The 19197-nt window shown below is 72.6% G+C and carries 18 protein-coding genes; 2 read left to right on the top strand and 16 right to left on the bottom strand.

Features of this window, described 5'->3' with window-relative positions; genetic code table 11:
- The coding region (gene efeU, locus MILUP08_RS06310) for an iron uptake transporter permease EfeU (protein ID WP_039905482.1) at positions 1-758 on the bottom strand (758 nt) is incomplete at its 3' end.
- A 168-nt stretch (positions 759-926) separates the two neighbouring features.
- On the opposite strand from efeU, the gene MILUP08_RS35785 reads away from it, so the two are divergent.
- Positions 927-1085 (top strand): hypothetical protein, encoded by a 159-nt coding sequence (locus tag MILUP08_RS35785; protein ID WP_007455833.1) that lies wholly within the window; start codon positions 927-929, stop codon positions 1083-1085.
- Between the two features lie 80 nt (positions 1086-1165).
- On the opposite strand, the gene ahcY is transcribed toward MILUP08_RS35785, so the two are convergent.
- From ahcY to MILUP08_RS06240, 14 genes are all read right to left on the bottom strand, one after another.
- Positions 1166-2665, bottom strand: coding sequence for an adenosylhomocysteinase (ahcY, locus tag MILUP08_RS06305; protein ID WP_007455830.1), 1500 nt, complete (start codon positions 2663-2665; stop codon positions 1166-1168).
- A gap of 264 nt (positions 2666-2929) precedes the next feature.
- The gene (gene manA / locus MILUP08_RS06300; RefSeq protein WP_007455829.1) at positions 2930-4093 is read right to left on the bottom strand and encodes a mannose-6-phosphate isomerase, class I; all 1164 of its coding nucleotides are present in this window, start codon (positions 4091-4093) and stop codon (positions 2930-2932) included.
- 3 nt (positions 4094-4096) lie between these two features.
- A complete protein-coding gene (locus MILUP08_RS06295; RefSeq protein WP_007455827.1) occupies positions 4097-5104 on the bottom strand; it encodes a cation diffusion facilitator family transporter in 1008 nt (335 codons plus the stop codon).
- A gap of 58 nt (positions 5105-5162) precedes the next feature.
- On the bottom strand, positions 5163-6362 hold the full coding sequence (locus MILUP08_RS06290) for an SIS domain-containing protein (protein WP_007455825.1): 1200 nt from the start codon (positions 6360-6362) through the stop codon (positions 5163-5165).
- The gene (locus tag MILUP08_RS06285; protein ID WP_007455824.1) at positions 6359-6544 is read right to left on the bottom strand and encodes a Trm112 family protein; all 186 of its coding nucleotides are present in this window, start codon (positions 6542-6544) and stop codon (positions 6359-6361) included. The genes MILUP08_RS06290 and MILUP08_RS06285 overlap by 4 nt, the downstream gene beginning before the upstream one ends.
- A 61-nt stretch (positions 6545-6605) precedes the next feature.
- Complete coding sequence (locus MILUP08_RS06280; RefSeq protein WP_007455822.1) at positions 6606-7991, bottom strand: phosphomannomutase/phosphoglucomutase; 1386 nt, start codon at positions 7989-7991, stop codon at positions 6606-6608.
- Positions 7992-8060: 69 nt separating this feature from the next.
- Positions 8061-9110: a hypothetical protein gene (locus tag MILUP08_RS06275; RefSeq protein ID WP_063827241.1), complete on the bottom strand. Its 1050-nt coding sequence runs from the start codon at positions 9108-9110 to the stop codon at positions 8061-8063.
- A gap of 190 nt (positions 9111-9300) precedes the next feature.
- The gene (nfi, locus tag MILUP08_RS06270; RefSeq protein ID WP_237747036.1) at positions 9301-10008 is read right to left on the bottom strand and encodes a deoxyribonuclease V; all 708 of its coding nucleotides are present in this window, start codon (positions 10006-10008) and stop codon (positions 9301-9303) included.
- 101 nt (positions 10009-10109) lie between these two features.
- The gene (locus MILUP08_RS06265) at positions 10110-10766 is read right to left on the bottom strand and encodes a tetratricopeptide repeat protein (protein WP_007455816.1); all 657 of its coding nucleotides are present in this window, start codon (positions 10764-10766) and stop codon (positions 10110-10112) included.
- Positions 10766-11359 (bottom strand): DinB family protein, encoded by a 594-nt coding sequence (locus tag MILUP08_RS06260; protein WP_007455813.1) that lies wholly within the window; start codon positions 11357-11359, stop codon positions 10766-10768. The genes MILUP08_RS06265 and MILUP08_RS06260 overlap by 1 nt, the downstream gene beginning before the upstream one ends.
- Before the next feature lie 114 nt (positions 11360-11473).
- Positions 11474-11920: a hypothetical protein gene (locus MILUP08_RS06255; RefSeq protein ID WP_007455811.1), complete on the bottom strand. Its 447-nt coding sequence runs from the start codon at positions 11918-11920 to the stop codon at positions 11474-11476.
- Positions 11920-16329, bottom strand: coding sequence for a toxin glutamine deamidase domain-containing protein (locus MILUP08_RS06250; RefSeq protein WP_007455809.1), 4410 nt, complete (start codon positions 16327-16329; stop codon positions 11920-11922). Before MILUP08_RS06250 ends, MILUP08_RS06255 begins: the two co-directional genes overlap by 1 nt.
- Positions 16330-16344: 15 nt before the next feature.
- Entirely contained in the window at positions 16345-16677 is a 333-nt protein-coding gene (locus MILUP08_RS06245) for a hypothetical protein (RefSeq protein WP_007455808.1), read from the bottom strand.
- Positions 16674-17096, bottom strand: a complete 423-nt coding sequence (locus MILUP08_RS06240; protein ID WP_007455806.1) for a YbaB/EbfC family nucleoid-associated protein — start codon at positions 17094-17096, stop codon at positions 16674-16676. The genes MILUP08_RS06245 and MILUP08_RS06240 overlap by 4 nt, the downstream gene beginning before the upstream one ends.
- A 78-nt stretch (positions 17097-17174) precedes the next feature.
- On the opposite strand from MILUP08_RS06240, the gene MILUP08_RS06235 reads away from it, so the two are divergent.
- Entirely contained in the window at positions 17175-18416 is a 1242-nt protein-coding gene (locus tag MILUP08_RS06235) for an SUKH-3 domain-containing protein (protein WP_007455804.1), read from the top strand.
- Positions 18417-18477: 61 nt separating this feature from the next.
- Here MILUP08_RS06235 and MILUP08_RS06230 read toward each other — a convergent pair whose 3' ends face one another.
- The gene (locus MILUP08_RS06230; RefSeq protein WP_007455802.1) at positions 18478-19146 is read right to left on the bottom strand and encodes an RlpA-like double-psi beta-barrel domain-containing protein; all 669 of its coding nucleotides are present in this window, start codon (positions 19144-19146) and stop codon (positions 18478-18480) included.
- Between the last annotated feature and the right edge of the window lie 51 nt (positions 19147-19197).

The raw sequence follows: 19197 nt of genomic DNA, 5'->3' as shown, positions 1-19197 counted from the left end.
CCGATCCAGGCGATCGTCTCGAGCACGGTGGGCGCGGGGGTCACGTTGAACATGCCGGCCAGCAGCGCCGCGTACCAGGTGGTCGGGTCGAGCGTGCCGGTGATGTCGAAGGCCAGGTCGTTGAGGCCGGGCAGGACACCGGACTCCTGGAAGTCGTGCACGCCGTACTTGAGGATGCCGGCGGCGACCAGGATCAGCAGGGCGCCGGTCCAGGTGAAGAACTTGCTGAGGTTGATCCGCAGGGCGCTGGCGTACAGCAGCACGCCGAGCACCACGGCGGTCACGATGCCGCCGACAAGCGCGAGCAGCGGCCCACTGTCGCCTGCCGCGCCCTGGGCGGCGGAGTAGAAGATCAGAGCGGTTTCGAGGCCCTCCCGAACCACCGCGAGGAATGCCATCCCGGCCACGGCGAGCGACCCGACGGCCAGTGCATCGGTGAGCCTGCCGCGCAGCTCGCCCGCGATGGTGCGGGCCGCCTTGCGCATCCAGAAGATCATCCAGGTGACGAACACCACTGCCGCGACGGAGGTGACGGCCTCGAACAGCTCGCGGTCCTCGGAGCGGGACAGCAGCGAGGTCGAGGTGTACTCGATGAGCCAGCCGAAGAGCACGGAGAGCGCCACGGCCAGGCCGACGCCCGCCCACACCTGCGGCAACCGGTCCCGACGCTGCGACTTCACCAGGAAGGCGACAAGGATGCTGACCACCAGGGTCGCTTCCAGGCCCTCCCGCAGGCCGATCAGGTAGGTGGCGAACATCAGGGCTCCGTGTTCATTAGGCACGCCTCAGCTAACTTAGGGCAGCCATACCTTCCTCCAGTTCTCCGACCTCGTCAAGTTGTTCATGACAAGCTCACTCTCGCTGTGACCTGGCCTTCGACGGTCGCCACGAGCCGGTCACCGTCCGAGCGTGGGAGGATCCCTGCCGTGAAGGCTTTCCTGCCGTGGCTTGCGGTGCTCGCCGTGGTGATGCTGCTCAGCGCGCTGCGCCTGCGGGCACTGGCCACCGTCGTGTCCCTGGCCTGGCTGGCCTGGTGTGCGTGGACGTGGTTCCGCCCCAGCCGCCGCGACTCCCGCTCCGGCTGACCCGACCCCCGTCCCGCCTCGGCGGGAACGACGAACCGGGCCGGCTGCGAACAGCCGACCCGGTTCGAAAGCGACGTCGATCAGTAGCGGTAGTGGTCCGGCTTGAACGGCCCCTCCGGGGAGACGCCCAGGTAGGAAGCCTGCTCCTTGGTGAGCGTGCTCAGCTTGGCGCCGAGCGCGCCCAGGTGCAGGCGGGCCACCTTCTCGTCCAGGTGCTTGGGCAGCACGTAGACGCCGACCGGGTACTCCTCGGTCTTGGTGAACAGCTCGATCTGGGCGATCGTCTGGTTGGCGAACGAGTTCGACATCACGAAGCTCGGGTGCCCGGTCGCGTTGCCCAGGTTCAGCAGGCGGCCCTCGGACAGCACGATGATGGCGTGCCCGTCGGCGAAGCGCCACAGGTCGACCTGCGGCTTGATGTTGATCCGCTCGACGTCCGAGCGCTTGGCCAGGCCGGCCATGTCGATCTCGTTGTCGAAGTGGCCGATGTTGCCCACGATGGCCTGGTGCTTCATCCGGGCCATGTGCTCGTTGGTGATGACGTCGAAGCAGCCGGTGGCGGTGATGAAGATGTCCGCCTGCTCGACGACGTCGTCCAGGGTCGCGACCTGGTAGCCGTCCATCGCGGCCTGCAACGCGCAGATCGGGTCGACCTCGGTCACCACGACCCGGGCGCCCTGGCCGCGCAGCGACTCGGCGCAGCCCTTGCCCACGTCGCCGTAGCCCATCACGACGGCCATCTTGCCGCCGATCAGCACGTCGGTGGCCCGGTTGATGCCGTCGATCAGGGAGTGGCGGCAGCCGTACTTGTTGTCGAACTTGCTCTTCGTCACCGAGTCGTTGACGTTGATGGCCGGGAAGAGCAGCGTGCCGGCGCGGTGCATCTCGTAGAGACGGTGCACGCCGGTGGTGGTCTCCTCGGTGACGCCCTTGATGCCTGCGGAGATCCGGGTCCAGCGCTGGCCGTCCTCGGCGAGCGAGCGGTGCAGCAGCTCGAGGATGACCCCGTACTCCTCGGAGTCGGCGGACTCGACCGGCGGAACGACGCCGGCCTTCTCGAACTCGGCGCCCTTGTGGACCAGCAGGGTGGCGTCGCCGCCGTCGTCGAGGATCATGTTCGGGCCCTGCCCGTCCGGCCAGGCGAGCACCTGCTCGGTGCACCACCAGTACTCCGGCAGCGTCTCGCCCTTCCAGGCGTACACCGGGACGCCGGCGGGGGCGTCGGGGGTGCCGTCCGGGCCGACCACGATCGCGGCGGCGGCGTGGTCCTGGGTGGAGAAGATGTTGCAGGACGCCCAGCGGACCTGCGCGCCGAGGGCCACCAGCGTCTCGATCAGGACGGCGGTCTGGATGGTCATGTGCAGCGAGCCGGTGATCCGCGCGCCGGCGAGCGGCTGCGATGCGGCGAACTCCCGCCGGATCGCCATCAGGCCGGGCATCTCGTGCTCGGCGAGCTGGATCTCCTTGCGCCCGAACTCGGCGAGCGACAGATCCGCCACCTTGAAGTCGCCTTCGGCGAGCGTGCTCGGCCGGGCCTCGGACGGCGTGCCGCTGGCGGCCGCCGGGAGGGTGCTGGTCATGAAAGCTCCTGTCGAACGATGTCTGCGCCGATCCTCCACCTTACGCGCGCTGGCGACGGGCGGCGGGGGACGGGCCACGGACAGCGCACGGGGCGGTCGGTGGTGGACAGACCCGCTGCCCACTTCCGCCCGCCCCGTGCATCCCCCCGGTTTGGTTCCCCGCACGTTGCCGGACCGTCGTCGCGATAACGCTGCGTACTCATAGAGTCACATTCGGCCAGGATCGCGTCAAGCTATTTCGGGAAAGTCGGACTTGTGGCGAGGTCAGCGCAGCCCCGACGTCGCCACGTACGCCTCACCGTCGCCGCCGACCCGCAACGGCTCCCCGGCCGCCGTGCCGATCGCCGCCTGGCCGGACGCCAGCGTCAGCGCGCCCGCCCCGTCGTCGACGGTGACCGAGCCCGCCCCGCAGAGCACCACCCGGGGACCGGGCAGCGGCAGGGTGACCTCCGGCACGGCGGCGCCGACCCGCACCCGGTGCAACGCGAAGTCGTCCACCGGCACCGGCCAGCAGTCCACCCCGGGGCCGACCGGCTGGGCGGCACGAACCGGATCGTCGAGCACCTCGAAACGCAGCACCCGCAGCAGCTCGTCCACGTCCACCCGCTTCGGGGTCAGACCCCCGCGCAGCACGTTGTCGCTGGCCGCCATGATCTCCACCCCGCAGCCGCTCAGGTAGGCGTGCAGGTTGCCCGCGGGCATCCAGATCGCCTCGCCCGGCGCCAGCCGCAGGTGGTGCAGCAGCAGCGCCACCAGCACACCCGGGTCTCCCGGATAGAACGCCGCCAACCGGCGGGCCAGGTCCGCGTCCGGGCCGTCGGCCGCCGACGCGAGGACGGCGCCCAGCAGCCCGTCGCGCTGGGCGACCGGCCAGCCGAGCAGCGTCCGCACCGCCGTGGCCAACCCCGCCGGCCCGGTCCGCAACGCGTCGACCACCGGCGCCAACGCCGGTACGCCGAACGCGGCGAGCGCCTCGGCCGACTCCACCGGGTCCCGGAAGCCACACAGCGCCTCGAACGGGGTGAGCGCGACGAGCAACTCCGGCTTGTGGTGCGGGTCGGAGTAGTTGCGCTCCCCCACGGGACGGCCCGCCTCCGCCGCGAAACCCGCCCGGGCCTGCTCGGCGTCCGGATGCGCCTGCAGGCTCAGCGGCGCGTCGGCGGCGAGGACCTTGAGCAGGAACGGTAGCCGGGTGCCGAACCGGTCGGCCACCCGCTGGCCCAGCCACTGCCCCGGCTCGTCGCGCACCAGGTCACAGAGGCTCACCCGCAGGCCGGCGCGCTCCACGCTGGCCGGGGCGCCCGGGTGGGCGCCCAGCCACAGCTCCGCCTCCGGACCGGTGCTCGGCACCGGTCGACCCTGCAAGACGGCGATGGCCGAGCGGGACCCCCACGCGTAGTCCCGGATCGGTCCGTACAGCGGTTCCACCCGTCAGCCCCTGGGCCGCCCGACCGCCTCGCCCGACGCGTCCTCGGGCTGCGGTACGGCGGTGTCGGCGGCGGCGCCGGTGCCGGCCGCCGCGGCGGCGGCGCTGTAGATGTCCGGCTCCAGGTAGATCACCCGGGCGATCGGCACGGCGGTGCGGATCCGCGCCTCCACGGCGTTGATGCCACGGGCCAGCTCGTGGGCGCTCTCGCAGGCCGGCACACCGATCTTCGCGGCCACCATCAGCTCTTCCGGACCCAGGTAGAGCGTCTTCATGTGGATGATCCGCTCCACCTCGGGGCCCTCGGTGATGGCCCGCTCGATGGCGTCCAGGTCCTGCTGCTCGGCACCCTCACCGAGCAGCAGGCTCTTGGTCTCGATGGCCAGCACGATGGCGATGACCACCAGCAGGACGCCGATCATCGCGGTGCCGGCCGCGTCCCACCGGCCGTTGCCGGTGATCAGCGTCATGCCGACACCGAACAGCGCGAAGACCAGGCCGACGAGCGCGCCGAAGTCCTCCAGGAGCACCACCGGCAGCTCCGGCGCCTTGGCCCGCCGGATGAAACGCACCCAGGACTGCTTGCCCCGGATGTGGTTGGACTCCTTGATCGCCGTCCGGAAGGAGAACGACTCCATGGCGATCGCCGCCACCAGCACCGCCACCGGAAGCCACTGCCACTCGGTGATGCCCTCCGCGTGCGACCACTTGTGGTACGCCTCGTAGAGGGCGAACAGCCCGCCGATGCTGAACAGCACGATCGACACGATGAACGCGTAGATGTAGCGCTCCCGGCCGTACCCGAACGGGTGTTCCGGCGTGGCCGCGCGCTTCGCCCGTTTCCCGCCCAACAGCAGCAGACCCTGGTTGCCGGAGTCGGCGACCGAGTGGACCGCCTCGGCCAGCATCGACGAGGACCCGGAGAGCAGGAACGCGATGAACTTGGTGACGGCGATGCCGATGTTGGCCAGCAGGGCGGCGACGATCGCCTTCGTCCCGCCGTTCGCGCTCACGCTGCCACTCCGCTTCGCGTCGTGGTGACGTCCGTGACGCGCCGCGCCCTGCTTTCGTTCACTGGTTCGACAGCTCCTTCATCTCGGTGATGGCCGGGACGGCCATCGGGTCCAATCCGTGTGCCAGAGCAAGATAGATCGAGGCGAAATCCGGTACGGCGATGAGTGAGGCCAGCCGCTCCAGAGCCGATCCGCCCTCGGCCGTCACCACGTCGCAGCGCACACCACGGCGCTCGGCGAGGGTCTGCACCGCGTCCGCGCGGCGCTCCTCGACCGCGAGCGGCTCGTCCGTGTCGTCCTCGGCGTTGAGCCCGCCGTCGCGCAGCAGGACCAGCCGCAGCCGGGTGCCCTCGCCGTCGTCCTCCTCCGCCGGGTCGGCGAAGATGTCCCGCTCCCCCTCGGCCAGGCCGCCGAAGACGCCGTCCAGCAGCCCGACGCGGCCCCGCCCCGCCTCGCCCAGCGCCCCGGTGACCACCGGATAGCGGGCGTTGGCGGACAGGGTGTCGCCGAAGCGGCGAGCCGCCACGGTGGCCAGCGGGGACGAGCCCCACACGATCGGGATCGAGCCGGCCAGGCCCAGCGCCAGCGACTTGGCCGGGTTGACGAACGACTCGGCGGCGGAGCGGCAGCGGTCGGCGTCCGCGTCGAGTCGGGCCGCCGTCTCCGCCAGATCCGCCTCGTTGACCTTCACCAGCCCGAGCGAGCGCGCGGCGAGCAGGACCGGCACGGTGAGCGCCCACAGGCTGGCCCGGGCCGGCGCGCGTCGCGGCACCGGGATGAACGGCGCGCGGGCCCGCTCGGCGACCGACTGCAACTGCGAGTCCGGGGCGCCCACCGCGACCAGCCGGGCACCGCGACGGTGCGCGGCCTCGGCGGCGCCCAACGCCTCCGGGCTCCGACCGGACGCGCTCACCGCGATCACCACGTCGGCGGCGCCCACCCAACCGGGCACGCCCGCGCTGCGGTGACCGATGATCGGGACCGGGCAGCGGGGCCCGGCAACCGTGGCCAGCACGTCACCGGTACGCCCGGCGGTGCCGATGCCGGCGATCACCACGGCCCGGGGACGCCCGTCGTCGGCGAGCACCGCCAGGTTCGCCTCGGCGGCCAACGCCGCGCTCTCGCGCACCTGGGCGCCACCCGAGGCGGTGTGCCGCAACATGCCGCCCGGGTCGTGCTCGGCCAGCGCGTCCGGGTTGTCGAGCAGGGCCTCGTCGGCGTCGCGACGACCACTGACCCCGGCCGTACCGTCGATCATGACTGCTGCCCGGGGCCGCCACGCGCCTCGTCGAGCAGCAGCACCGGCACGTCGTCGCGGACCTCGAAGATCCGACCGCACTCCGTGCAGGTCAACGTCTGCGCCTCCGCGTCGTAGGTGAGCGGGGCGTGGTGCGTGTCCGGGCAGGCAAGGATCTCGAGCAACTGCGGATCCAGGGCCATGGCGCGGCTCCTTCCACGAGTGCGGGGTCACCGGCGGCGGTGCCGACCGGCGCAGGCGATCTTATCGGCGAACGCGGTCGAGCACCTCGTCCCGCAGCGAGACCATCCGCTCGCGGGTGGGCGCCTCGACGTTGAGCCGCAGCAGCGGCTCGGTGTTGGAGGCGCGCAGGTTGAACCAGGCGCCGTCGGAGAAACGCAGCGTGAGCCCGTCCATCTCGTCGACCGTCGCGTCCGGGTACGCGGCACGCACCTCGGCCACCGCGGCGGCCTGGTCCGCGACCGTCGAGTTGATCTCGCCGGAGGCGATGTAGCGCTCGTACTCGCCGGCCAGCACGGACAACGGCAGCGACTGCTCGCCCAGGGCGGCGAGGGTGTGCATCGCGGCGAGCATTCCGGTGTCGGCGAACCAGAAGTCCCGGAAGTAGTAGTGCGCGGAGTGCTCACCACCGAAGACGGCGTTGGTACGGGCCATCTCGGCCTTGATGAAGGAGTGCCCGACCCGGGCGACCACCGGCTCCCCACCGTGCTCACGGATGATCTCCGCGACCGCGCTGGAGGTGATCAGACCGTGGATCACCGTGGAGCCCGGGTGCTTGGCCAGCTCACGCGCCGCGACAAGCGCGGTGATCGCCGACGGCGAGACCGGCTCGCCACGCTCGTCCACCACGAAGCACCTGTCGGCGTCGCCGTCGAAGGCCAACCCGATGTCTGCCCCGTGCTCGACCACGGCACGCTGGAGGTCGACCAGGTTCGCCGGGTCCAGCGGGTTCGCCTCGTGGTTGGGGAAGGTGCCGTCCAGCTCGAAGTAGAGCGGCACGATCTCCAGCGGCAGCGCCGACAGGGCGGCGTCGCCGAGCACGGTGGGGACGGTGAAGCCACCCATCCCGTTGCCGGCGTCGACCACCACCTTCAACGGCCGGATGCCGGAGAGGTCGACAAGCTTGCGCAGGTACGCGGCGTAGTCGGGAAGGAGGTCCCGCCGCTCGGCCAGCTTCGTCGGCTCACCCGCCGGGCGCGACGCCCCCGAGTCCAGCAGGGCCTGCGCGCGCTCCCGGATCTCCGCCAGCCCGCTGTCCTGGCCGATCGGCCGAGCCCCGGAGCGGCACATCTTGATGCCGTTGTACTGCGCCGGATTGTGACTCGCCGTGAACATCGCGCCGGGCAGGTCGAGCGAACCGGAGGCGAAGTAGAGCAGGTCGGTGGAGGCGAGCCCGATCTCGATCACCGAGCGACCCTCGGCCCGCACCCCGGCGGCGAAGGCGGCGGCCAGGCCGGGTGAGGTGGCCCGCATGTCGTACCCGACGACTACCGCGTCGCCGGGCTCGTCAGTGGTGTTGAGCAGCTGGGTGAATGCGGCCCCGAGCGCCTCGGCGACCCGCTCGTCCCACTGGTCCGGCACCGTCCCTCGGACGTCGTACGCCTTGACGATCTGGGACAGATCAGACACTAGTTCCGCTCCTTGGCCGCAGGTTTCCAACAAACCTGAGCGTATCGGAGCGTCCCGGCCCGGCCCCGCTCAGCCGGGGAGCCGGGGCATGAACACGGTGTGATCGCCGCCGTCGGGCGGCTGGGGCGGGTCACCGGGCAGCGGTCGGGCACCCGGAGCACCCGGCATCGGCTGCGTGGCGTCCGGGCTCGGCGTCACGGGTCGCGCCCCGTAGACGCCGCCGCCGGCGGGACGGGGCGGAGGCACCTGGCCGGCGGTCGGCGGCTGCTGGCCGTACACCGGGCCGGGTTGACCGGGCACGACCGGCGACCCACCCCCGGAGCGGTAGGTGGTGCCACCGGGGTTGCCCGGCAGCGGACCGGGCGCATCGGCCGGCGTGCGGTCCTGCCGGGAGCGGCGCACCAGCAGCACGATGAGCAGCAGGCCGACCGCCACCATCGCGATGCCGAAGAACATGATCGGCCCACCACCGCCGGACTCGGCGGCCACCGCGGTCGCGCTGGGCGCGGCGGACGTCGGGTCTGCCGCGGCCGGGTTCACCACCTCGCTGGCGGCCGCGACCTCGGTCGGGCTGGGGGTCGGGGTGGGCTTCTTCGACGGTGTCGGGGTGGGCGACGGCGAGAGCCGCGCGGTGACCTTCGCCGTGTCGGCGCCGTGCCCCAGCTGCTGGCCGGTCGCGGTGAGAGCCACACCGGTCACGGAGAGCTGGCCGCCCGGCGCGTCGGCGGCGAACGCCACCCGGTACCGCACGGTGATGCCCTTGCCCTTGCACAGGGTCGGTTTCGCCGGCGAGGTCTGCTGAGTCTGCACGGTGCCGCCACCGCCGCCGACGGCCACCGGGAACCAGCGCCCGCCCGCGTTGACCTGGACCGTCACCTGACTCGGCTGGAGACCCGCAAGGTGCAGACCCAGGGCGGTACGCAGCAGGACGCACCCGCCGGAGCGCTTGCGCACCGCGACGTTCACCCCCTGGGCCGAGCCCCCGGCGGCGAAGCTGCTGGCCGACCCGACACGGACCGAGTCGTCGTCGGCCAGCGCTGGTGACGCACCGAGCAGCACCAGGCCGACCAGCAGACCGCAGACCGTCGCGAGCCGTGCCGCGCGTCGACGCACCGTCATGATCACCTCACCGTTCCTCCCCGGGTGGGGTCCGCGGGCCAGGCTACTACCGGGCCACCCCCACCACCGGTCATAGAGCGGCCCGCATGTGTGCCGCGTTACGGTTTGCGGGCCCTTGATCCACTCGACTTCGGCGATGTCGGGGTGTCCGGCGGCCCCGGACACCCCGATTTCGCCGACGTCGAGTCGATCACGCGCGACGAGGTCCGCCGGGTGCCTCGTCCGATCCGTCCCGGTCGGACGGTGCCGCCCGGGTGAGGGCGTCCCGGCAGAGCCGGTCGGCCGTCCGGGTCGTCTCGGGAAGGCGGTAGCGCGGCGTCAGCGCCAGCACCTGCGCGGTCGCGTTCTCCAGGCTCATCCGGTGCCCGACGCTCACGAAGACCGGCTTCACCCCGGCCTGGGTGCGCAACACCCGCCCCACGACCTCGTCCCCGTCCCGCAGCGCCGACCAGGCGCCCCGGTCGACCGGCGGCGGCGCCCACGCGCCGACCAGCGGTGTCTTGCCCACCCCGATCGTGGGCAGTCCGGTGACCACCCCCAGGTGACAGGCGAGCCCGAACCGACGCGGGTGGGCCAGCCCGTGCCCGTCACAGACCAGCAGGTCCGGGATGGTCGTCAGCGTGTCCAGGGCGGCGAGCAGGGCAGGTAGCTCACGGAACGCGAACAGCCCCGGCACGTAGCCGAACGCGGGCCGGCCCACGCTGACGGCGGAATCGACCACGGCCAGCGTCCGCGCGTCCAGCACGGTCACGGCCGCCGCGAGAAGGTCACCACTCTCGGCGTACGCGACGTCCAGGCCGGCCACCGTCGCGGGCGCGGTCGGACCCGGCCCGACCAGGTCGACGAGCGGCCGCAACTCCTCCTGTACGGCCACCGCCTCCGCCACGCTGCGCGGCACGTACCCCGGGTCAGATGGTGATCCACCCGGTGTCGGCGGTGTCGCGGTGTCCCACGGCACCGGATTCCCCGACATCGCCGAACCCGAGCCGATCACGATGGTCAGGCGAGGTTCAGCTCGGCGCGGGCCTCCTGGACCCACCGGCCCACGCCGTGCGCGCCGCTGCCGGCCGCCAGCTCGGCCGCCTCGTCGAGCAGGTCGCGGGCCGCGTCCCGGTTCCCGTCGGTCGCCGCGAGGTCCGCCAGGCCGATCAGGTTCGCCGCGACGCCGGGCGTGAAGGACAGCTCCCGGCGCAGCCGGGTCGACTCCGCAAGCAACTCCCGCGCCGTGTCGACACGACCGGCGGCCTGCTCACCGAAGCAGAGGTGCCGCAGCACGTACGACAGGGTCAGGTCGTCCCCCGCCTTGGTCGCCAGCTCACGCGCCCGCGCGAAGGCCGGGTCGGCCGCCGCCTGGTCCTGGCGGATCACCTGGTGGACCGTGCCCACCCAGAACAGCGACTCCCCCTCGCCACGGGCGTCACCCAGCTCGCGGTAGAGCTGCGCCGCCCGCTCGAAGAGCCGCAGCTCGGCCGGGTCCTCCGCACCGGACTCCAGGAAGCGGGCGTGCAGGAGCCGGCCCCGGGCCAGAGCCGTGTCGGCCTCCAACGCCAGAAGATCCCGCTCCGCCTCGTCCAACGACTTCGCGTCGCCGCCGAACACCGCCTGCTCGTAGCGCTCCTGCGCCCGCGTCAACCGGACGTCGAACCCTTCGGCCATCACTGACCCACCCTTCCGTCGATGCGCTCACGTAGGAGATCGGCGTGGCCATTGTGCCGCGCGTACTCCTCGATCATGTGCACCAGCAGCCTGCGCAGCACGATGACGTTGCCGTCCCGCTGCCGCCCCTGCACTCCCAGATCCGCCGCCTCGGAGACGAACCGCTCGGAGAACGCCACCTCCGTACGCCAGGCCCGGTACGCCTCGTCCACCACCGCCGGATCGGCCACCGCGCCGTCGAAGTCGCCGTCCGGATCGTCGTCCGAGCAGTACAGCTTGGGCGCCACCTGGCCGGCCATCGTCCTGCGGAACCAGCCACGCTCCACTTCGGCAAGATGTCGGATCAGCCCGAGCAGCGACATCGTCGACGGCGGCACCGCCCGGCGGGCCAACTGCTCGGCGTTCAGGCCGTCACACTTGAGCTCGAACGTGAGGCGCTGGTCGCGCAGGTACTCGACGAGCACGCTCCGCTCCTCGGCGAAGTTGCCGTCCGAGCGCGGATCGTCGTCCGGATGCACGAACAGGTCCGACCATCCGAAGGCCCGCGTGGGCTCACTGTCGGAGGTCGTCGGCGCGGCAGGTACGTCAGCCATGCGACGACTCTCGTCGATGCCCACCCACCTCGGCAACCGGACGCGCGCCGGCCTGACACGGAAAGTCGCGAGAGGTCCGACAGTCCGGCTCGCGCCTCGGCGCCCGTGCCTGGGTCACGCCGCGTCGCCCGCCGCCACCTCGGGATCGGCGCCCGGATCACCGGCCGCCCGCAACTGTTCCTCGAACATGACGAAGGTCCGCTTGCGGATCCCCCGGATGAGAGCCTGCTCCTTCGGAGACAAGGATCGCCCCTGAGCTTCTGCCGCGTCCCTGAGCGCCTGCACGGTCTCGTAGAGGGCGAAGACGGGGCCTTCGCCTTGCAGGTAGTGAGCGCGGAAACGCTCAACCTCCTGCACGAAGTCCTCGGGACTTTGTCGGAAGACCTCACCTCCGATGTCGAAGACGATCTCGGTGAAGAGGTCGTTCTCCTCCTGCCACCCGCCGGTATCGATGGAAACCCGCCAGACTCTGGCGCCGCCGTCGGACGTCTCCACGATCTTCACCGGGGATGAGTAATAGAGGTAGTAAGACGGGAGCACCAGACCGGGCATCTGCACCATCAGGCGTTCCCCTCGTAGGTCGACTGCAGCGCCTCCCAGAACAACTGTTGCTCACGCCGGAGAATGCCGTCGGTAATCGCGCTCTCGCGATTGTTCATTGCTCGGCCCTCGGCTCGGGCCAGGGCATCCACATCACGCCGCACCTCATACAGCGCATGCTCCCAGACCGCCACGGTGTCGAGCGCCGCCAGGTGCAGGCGAAACTCGGCGAGATGCCCGTTCTCGGTCCGCAGTACGAGTTGTACGTCCCGGTAGCCGCTGTCCTCGGGAGACATGAACCGATCCTGACAACGGATGATCATGACATCGGGACGGTCACGCATCCGCTGGAGCGCGTCGTAGAGGTCGTCGAGGCGTCGAAATTCGATCTTGGCGGCAGCCAAGTCGATCAGTCGGGAGGCGTCACCGCCGTACTTGTTGACCTTGTCCTCGGCTCGGCGGCGATCCTTGGGCTGAGGGCGCCAGCCAGGCTCACCGACACGACGGTCACCAACCTGAGCAAGGGACGTCGCCAGCTGATTCAGCTCCAGCTGAGCGACAGCAGCCGCGGAGTAGAGGTCGTCAAGGTAGCGCTTGCGGTAAGACGCATTGCCGCGTTGCTGATTGTCGAACCCTGGCTGGCTCGGCGGATCGTCCGGTAACTGGATGCTCGCGCTGATCCGGCGCTGCTCGTCGGTCAGGGGCGTCGGCTGTGGCTGAGGCGCCCGCCGATCGGTCGCCTCTGGCCCTGCGGTCTCCTGCTGGGTGATGTCCTCGAGCACATCGGCGAGCGCGTCGATCGCCTGTTGGCGGCTCGCCAGGTGATGCAGCGTCAGCGGGCGGGCCGTCAGTGACGCCGCCAGTTCGGGGGTGCCCAGGATGATCCGCGCCAGATCCGGCGCCTGTGCCAATTGCTGGGCCAGGTGCACGGCCAGATTCGGCTCGCTCGGAGGCGGCTCTCGCAGGGCAGTGTCCAGCATGTCGCGGACACGGGCGTCGGCGAAGAGTCGCGACACGTCCCGCGCGGCCCCGTCGTCGAGGCTGGGAACCAGCCGCCGGAGGGTCGGTGGGTCCGCGGCTCTCGCGAACTCGCCCGGGCTCACCCCTGCCGAGAAGACCTCGTCCAGGCCGTCGGCCAGCGCGAGCACCCGGGCCGGGTCGCGGTGTCCCGTCGATTCGTCACCAACCGGACCGGATGGACGCCCGCCGGGACCGTCCGACGCGCCCGGGCCGTCGAGCAGCAGGTACATGCGGTTGATGTACGGGTCGCCGTGACCGCCGTCGTCGTGCGCCGGAGGGTGGTAGGCCAGGTCGGGACGTTCGCTGAACCGCCCTCGGGGCAGCCCGCCGAGCGGCATGGGCCGGCCGTCCCCGCTCAGCACGAGCGCGTCGATGCCCACCACGTCGGGGTAGAGCGGCCGGTCCCGGACAAGGCCGGTCTGCGGGTCGACGTAGAGCACGGTGCCGTTCTGGTTGAGCGCCACCCAGGCGTGCGAGCCGCCGCCCGCCCATTCGGTGATCAGGAACGCGTAGCTGCCGTGGCCGCCGAGCAGCAGTTGGTCGTGCAGGTTGGCGTACCCCCGGTCGGCGGCCTGCCGCGCCTGCGCCGGGTGTGACAGTTGGCCGGGTGTCGGGGCGAGGACGCGCTGGAAGCGGCCGCCGGTCACGTCCTCCACCCGGCCCGGACCACCCGCCTCGCCCCGGATCGGGCGTCGGGTGTCGCCGTCCAGGTAGCCGTCGAAGGTGCGCGGCGCGGACACCCGTGGCCGGCCGTGCACCCAGGTCTCGAACAGCGACAGCGTGCAGTCCAGGCAGTTGATGCCCCGGGTGGCGTCGGCCTGGGGGCCGCCGTCGTTCAGCAGCCGGAACCAGCCGCCCCGGCGGGGATCGGCGGTACGCACAACACCGCCGTCGAGGTCGCGGGGCATCTGCCGTTCGACGTCGACCTGATGCAGGGCGAGCGGTGGACGGAGCCCGCCCGGCTGCCCGTACGGCCGGGAGTCGTCGATCGGCGGGGGCACGTCGTCGCCGGTGAGCCGGGACGGGCCGGTGGTCTCCACCGCGCCGAGCGCGAGCGCGCCCACGTCGCTGTTGGCGTGCGCGAACGCGCCGTCGGCGAGGTCCACGACCGCCGGCGCCGTGATACCCGCCAGCACGTCGTCGGCCAGGTCACGCCACTGGGCGTACGCGCGGGTCTCGTCGTTCGCCGCCCGCTGCCAGCCGTCGGCCCACTGCCGGTGCCCCGTCTGGTGCAACTGTCGGGCGTAGTCGGCGTACTCGACAGCCCTGCGGTCGTGCTCAGCGGCGCGGGCCCGCAGGCGAGCGGCCTCGGCCTGCCGGCGATTGGTCTCGAACCCGGCCCGTTGCGACTCGTAGTGGCCCTGGTAGCGCCGCCGCTCGGCGGCCTCCGCCTCGGCCACCCACCGGGCGGCGTACCTGTCGTTCTCGGTGGCGAACGCCGACGGATCGCCGAACGCCACCACGTCGAGAGAGACCGAGGCCCGGCCACGGGCCCGTTGACGGGGTACGCGAGCCGGCGCGAGCGCCTCCCCCGTGGAGTGCCGCTCGGGCGCGGAGTGCCGCCCCATCGGCGCGCCGGTGACCGCGCCACCGCCCGTGTCGGTCACGACCCCACCGGGCCTGCCGGCGGCTTCGGACGGCGTGCTGGGCACCGGCCCGGAAGGTGTGAACGGCGACGCCGGTCCGGGGGCGACGGTCGAGGCGGGACCGGCGGACGCGGCCGGCGGCGCCAACCCCACGGCGCTCGCCGCCACCGACGGGGAAACCGCCCCCGCCAACGAACCTGGCGACAGGGGCGCCGAAGCCGACGACGGGCCGGTCGACGGGGACAAAGCGGCTGCTGACGAGAAGGCCGGGGCTGACCCGGTCGACGGGGGCGTGGCGACCCCGCCGTTGGTGCCCGGACCGAGCGCACCCGGGGCGACCCCCTGCGACGCGCCGACCGCCGGCCCGGCACCCGCCACCGGCCCGGCGTTCGGGTCAACAGCGCCGGCCACGGGCGTGGTGACCGCCGAGAGCGTGGGATCCGCCGCGACAGCCGGGGCCGTGGTCGCGAGCGTGGGATCCGCCGCGACAGCGAGGAGCTGAGCGGCGGCGGCCGAGAGCGTGGGATCCCCGCCGACCGTCGGACCCGTGCCGTGCCCAATGCCCGACGACGTCGAGTCGGGTGCTGCCGACACCGGTGAGCCGACAGGGTCCGCCCCCGCCTGGTGGGCACCATCCGCCACCGCGGGCCCCGCGATCGCCGACGCCGCAGACGGAGACGGAGAGGCTGAAGACGCCGCAAACGGGGACGCGGCCGACGACGCCGACGCGATCTCCGAGGTCGGGGCATCCGTCGGAGGCGCGATGGGGTTCGGCAGCGACGGGCCGCTGAACGACGCTCCGGCGAGGGCGTTGGCCTGCGCGTGCAGCCGGGCCTGCAGGGCGTGGTCGGTCTGCCCGGTCGCCGATCCGGTGGCCCCGGACGCGGCGGCGCGTACCGCGTCCTCCACCGACGTCAGGCCCTGCCCGGTGGCGATGCTGGCGGCGCTCTCGGCGAACATCTCGCCGGTCATCTCCCGACCGAGGTGCTCGCCGATGCGCGCGGCGCGGCCGGTCGCGTGGCGGCCGAGACCGGCCAGCGGCGCGACCGCTCCCCCGGCGAGCCCGCCGACCGCCGACGCGCCCAGGTCGGTCAGGTCCACGCCGTGCGCCCGGCCCGTCGAGTTCTGGTACGCCTGGGTGGCCAGGCTGACCCCGGACTCCTCGGCGGCCTCCTCCAGCCCTTCCCTGGTGGCACGCTTGGCGAGGCCGCGCACGCCACCCTTGGCGATCTCCTTGGCGGCGCGTTCGCCGGCCTCCTTGAGGCCGCGCCGGAGAGCCTTGGTGGCCAGTTGCCCCATCAGGCGTTTGAAGATCTGTTGGATCACCAGCCGGGTGGCGGTGATCGCCGCGCCGGCCGCCGGGGAGGCCGCACCGGCGGTGAGCACCGCCGCCACCGCCACCGAGAGCAGCTCGACGACCAGGATGCCCAGCTCGATCCAGACTTCGAGCTTGGCGCCCTCGATGTCGCAGCCGCACTCCTCGACCAGGCGACCCAGGTCGGCGGTGACGGCGAGGAGCACCGGCAGGGGCGCGTCGTCGCCCTCGGCGATCCCCCGCCAGGCCGCCTCGAACGCAGCGTCGACGGCTCCGACGCCGCCGTATCCGCTGCGGACCTCGGTGGCGGCCGCGGCGGCGTCGGCGTGTGGGCCGGCAAGGACGGCGGCGACCGCGTACCACCTGTCGGCGACGTCCCAGACGGCCCGTTCGTTCCCCTCGGGCCACTGCACGCCGATCGCCCAGTCGAGGGCCTCGTAGATCCACCCGGGGACGTCCCAGGGCGCGTAGTCAAGTGGGTGCGGGATCGGGCTGGGCAGCACGCTCATCCGGATCGGCCGCCGTCAGCGCTGGTCGGCGGCCCGGTCGAGCCGGGCGGCGCTGCTCTGGTCGGTCTGCACGCTCGCGTCGACCGCGCTGACCACGTCGGCGCCCAGCTCGGTGAGCCGCTGCCCGACGCCCGCCCAGGCGCGCAGCACGGTCTGCTCGATGCCGCGGTAGCTCCGCTCGAACGCGGCGCCGATGTCGTCGCGCCCCCACGGGCGGGCGCCGCTGGCGGCCTCGATCTCGCCGCCCTCCGCCGCCCGGCGGGCCGTCACCGCCTCGCCGGACAGGGCCAGGTCGGCGCCACCGCGCCGGGCCCGGGAGGCGTCGAGCCAGAGCTGCCCGTCGGTCATGCCGACCCCTCGCCGCGGCCGAGCACGGCGTCGGCGCGGCCGAGCAGAGACCCGAAATCGCCGGTACGCAGGAACTCCGCCGAACCGGACCCGGCCGGCATGGCCTCGGCGACCAGATCCTGGGTGGCCCGGCTGGCAGCCGCCACGGCGGCCTGGACGGTTTCGGTGATCTTCCGACTCAGCGCCTCGGCGTCGCGGTCCCGGTAGATCGTCGGGGCCAGGTCGACCGCGATCAGCTGGCCCTGCGCGCCGACGGTCGCCGTGACGTGGCCGTCCGGCGAGCGTCGGGTCACCCGCAGTTGGGCGAGCCGCGCCTGCAGAGTGTCCAAACCGGACCTGAGCTGCTGGTACTGGCCGTACACGTCGTCGAATCGGGCCCGTAGCTCGCGATTGGCGTCCCGGTCCGCGCGTTCGCTCACCGTCGCTCCTCCCGTCACCGTCGGTAGGGAAGACCATACCGGCCGCCATCGATCCGTGTAGTCCGGTAGTTTCGATGCGTGATCGACCGTCAGCAGGCCGAGCAGCTCGCGTCCGCCTGGGCGCGGCGCGACTCGCAGCGGCTCGGCCACGAGTGCACCCCGGTGGTCGACGAGTTCGACCTCGGCTTCGTCGTCACCTCGATCGTGTCGAGCGGGGTGCGGGCGATCCCCGGCGATCTGCCGACGACAGTCATCGACAGGCGGACCGGAAAGGTCACCACCTGGCCCCGCGTGCCGAGCGAGGTGGTGGCGGACCTGTACCGGCGCAGTCAGCCCAGCGGGCCGACCGCGCCCCGCACCGTCGACGCGTCGAGCCTGCTGATCCGGGAGATCCGTCGGGCGCCGACGCCGAACACGGTGGCGCACCTGACCCTCGACGGTCGCATCTGGACGGCCCAGGGCACGAAGGGCGCCGTCGCGCTGAACCACCACCCGCTCGTGCGCAGCTACCTGGACGAGCGGCCTCCGGGCGAGCTGGTCCGCGGCGTCGAGTGTCACGCCGAGTTGATCGTGGTCTCCGACGTGCTGCACGAGTACGACCACCGCCGGGCCGCCGAGGGCATCGAGCCGATGGGGCGGGCCGAGGCGGGGGCGCTGTTGGAGGCGGCACGCTTCGAGGTCTTCCGGATCCGCGAGCCGGGTGACCCGGCCGGTGGCGTCGCGGACCGGCCCTGCGACTCGTGCATCGACTTCCTGGTGCGCGCCAGCGTTCTGCCGGAAGCTGCGCGGGCGTACACCGAGACGTGGCTGGCACCGGCGGAGCCCGACCCGGACCCGGGCCGTTTCCCGCCCGAGGTGGCCAACGCGCTGGTGGCGGCCGGCTGGCGACCGCACATCGGTGATCAGATCATGGCCGCCGCCGGCGTGCGGGATGTCACCGCCGTGCCGGGGCGGGCCCACCGGCACGAGGCCTTTCCGGCCGCCGTGGAGGCGCTTACCGCGTTTCCCAGCCTGGTCGGCGCGCGGCGGGGCCCGGGCGCCCAGGTGTGGATCTCCCGGTTCGACATCCGCCCGCACACCATCGCGCACACCGCCGACACACTTGCCGACTTCGGCGCGGTGCTCGGCGTGCGACTCTTCCCGATCGGCACCGAGCAGCAGGACAGCATCCTCGCCGTCGACGAGCGCGGTCGGGTCTTCGCCCTCGACCAGGCCGGCGAGTGGTTCCTCGGCGACACCATCGACGCCGCGCTCACCACATTGCTGCTCGGCCGCGCCCCCGCCCGGGTGCGCGACGACGGCACCTGGCAGGCCGACTAGCGCGACGGCAAAGGCCGGCGGCGGTGGTGTTCGACCACCACCACCGCCCGGCCTCCGACTGTCAGCGCAGCACCTCGACGACGTTGCGGCGGACGAGGTTCTTGCCCGGCTCGCGGATCTGGTCCATCGCCGCGGTGTTGAGCAGCACGCAACTGCCCGACGGACCGGTCACCGTCACCGTGGTGGCCCGGTTGTTGTCCAGGTTCGTCACCCGTAGCCGCGTGCCGACCGGGAACTGCCCGCTGGTCGCCGCCGGCCCGGCCGCCTCCTCGAAGAAGGTGATCGCGCCGGAGCAGGCCGAGCGGGGCGCCGGGCCGGGGGCACCCGGCGACGCGGCACCGGGACGGACCATGCCTGGGTCGACGGGCTGCGCGGCGCCGCCGTCCAGCCGTTCCACCACGTTGCGGCGGATCACGTTCTTGCCCGGCTCGCGGACCAACTCCATGGCGGCGGAGTTGAGCAGCACGCAACTGCCCGACGGGCCGGTCACCGTCACCGTGGCCACCCGGTTGTTGTCCAGGTTCGTCACCCGCAGCCGCGTACCCACCGGGAACCTGTCGCTTGTCGCCGCCGGCGCCCCGCCCTCGGCCGAGAACGTGACCGAGCCGGAGCAGACCGACTGCCGTGCCGGGGCGGTGTCGGCGAACCCGAACCCGGTCCCCACCGCCACGCCCGCCGCGGCGAGCACCGCCACGGTCGCCGCCAGCACGTGCCTGCGCTGCACCCTCATCGCCGTCACTCCCGTCCTCGGTGGTGTCCTTCACCGCCTGGTACGGATGGC

It is taken from the genome of Micromonospora lupini str. Lupac 08, assembly GCF_000297395.2.
GTDB lineage: Bacteria > Actinomycetota > Actinomycetes > Mycobacteriales > Micromonosporaceae > Micromonospora > Micromonospora lupini.
This window is presented reverse-complemented; position numbering and strand designations above follow the sequence as displayed.